Below are 475 nucleotides of genomic sequence, written 5' to 3' on the forward strand. Positions count from 1 at the left end.
TTTGTTGGACCTATTTTGGGAGAATATGTGGTCAAATATGTCAGCTGGCAAGCTTTATTTTTGATTAATCTGCCTCTTGGTATGTTGGGGCTTATTTTAGGTCGCTGGTTGATACCCAATTTGTATGAACCTGTACAAAAGTTTGATTGGCGTGGGTTTTATTTATTTGCAATGGCTGCCTTTCATTTTCATTTGTCTATTTATCTAATATCTCGCAATGAGCTGGTGATTTATGCCACTTTAGAAGGATTATATGCCTTTGTTTTGGTTTACCGTTATGTTAGACATGCCCGTAAAGCTGACTATCCTTTATTTCCATTAGATTTATTTGCCTTGCGTACCTTTCGTATTGGCTTAATAGGTAATTTTTTAACACGTTTAGGGGTTAGTGCTATTCCGCTATTATTGCCGTTATTGCTACAAGTTAACTTTGGCTATTCAGCCATTGAGACGGGGTGGCTATTGGTAGTGGTAG

The 475-nt window shown here is 37.7% G+C and carries 1 pseudogene; it reads left to right on the forward strand.

Features of this window, described 5'->3' with window-relative positions:
* Nucleotides 1-475 (forward strand): annotated as a pseudogene (locus tag EG885_RS22985) (hypothetical protein); the annotation flags it as partial.

The sequence above is a fragment of the Paracoccus nototheniae genome (genome assembly GCF_004335005.1).
Taxonomy (GTDB): Bacteria; Pseudomonadota; Alphaproteobacteria; order Rhodobacterales; family Rhodobacteraceae; genus Paracoccus; species Paracoccus nototheniae.